The 818-nt window shown below is 37.8% G+C and carries 1 protein-coding gene; it reads right to left on the reverse strand.

From position 1 onward, the window contains the following. The coding region (locus QMD21_07820) for a right-handed parallel beta-helix repeat-containing protein (GenBank protein ID MDI6856670.1) at window positions 1-502 on the reverse strand (502 nt) is incomplete at its 3' end. Window positions 503-818: the final 316 nt, after the last annotated feature.

Raw genomic sequence — 818 nt, forward strand, 5'->3', positions numbered from 1 at the left:
TTGAGGAATAATCCAGCCGGATGCCATACCAATTGTTATAAACAGCGCAGTTTGTTATTTGGTTGTTTGAGGAAGAATACAGCAAGATGCCAGCATGATTGTTATAAGAAGTCATATTATCTATTTTACCGTTTTGGACTGAGTAGAAGTAGATGCCGTAATTGCTTTTCCCGTCATGAATCACGCAATTTCTTATGATGAAATAAACATCCGTGTCTTCTATTATAATGCCATATGCTGTGCTCGCATCTATATCCCAGTTTTCTATTATATATGGATCGCTTTCCGTACCTGAGCCTGAGACTACACCATTTTGACCCACTATGAAGTCATCGTTGCCATCTATATAAATCGGGGCATGTGAAGTGAGCGTTTTTGAGTTGCTCTCGGATTTCACCGCAGTAACAGCCGCACCTCCGCTATTCCCTACAAACATAATAATGGCGCTCAAAACCAAAATCCCAGCTAGAATAGAAATTATGAAGGTCATTTTCCACTTCATTTTTTATCGTCAGGTAATAAAATGTTCTGTCCTGTTATAAAACTTGCGAGTTTTGATATCCTTATTTACTATAATTAAGGGATGTCTCTGCATTTTGTAGTTGTATACTAGTTCAAACTTATTATGCAGATAGGGAGAAGGAAGGAGAAAGTGAGCTCCTGCCGAAAAGTTTCTTTTACTACCTTGGAGTTAGACTACTGAGTTTAGTTTTCCTCTCTATTACCTTCCCCAACTTTCTCTTTCAAATAATATTTTATCTCTTTGCCTTCTCTTACCTGCTCTAAAAGCTCTAGCTCTGCAAGTTTTGTAGTGTAAT

It is taken from the genome of Candidatus Thermoplasmatota archaeon, from assembly GCA_030018475.1.
Taxonomy (GTDB): domain Archaea; phylum Thermoplasmatota; class JASEFT01; order JASEFT01; family JASEFT01; genus JASEFT01.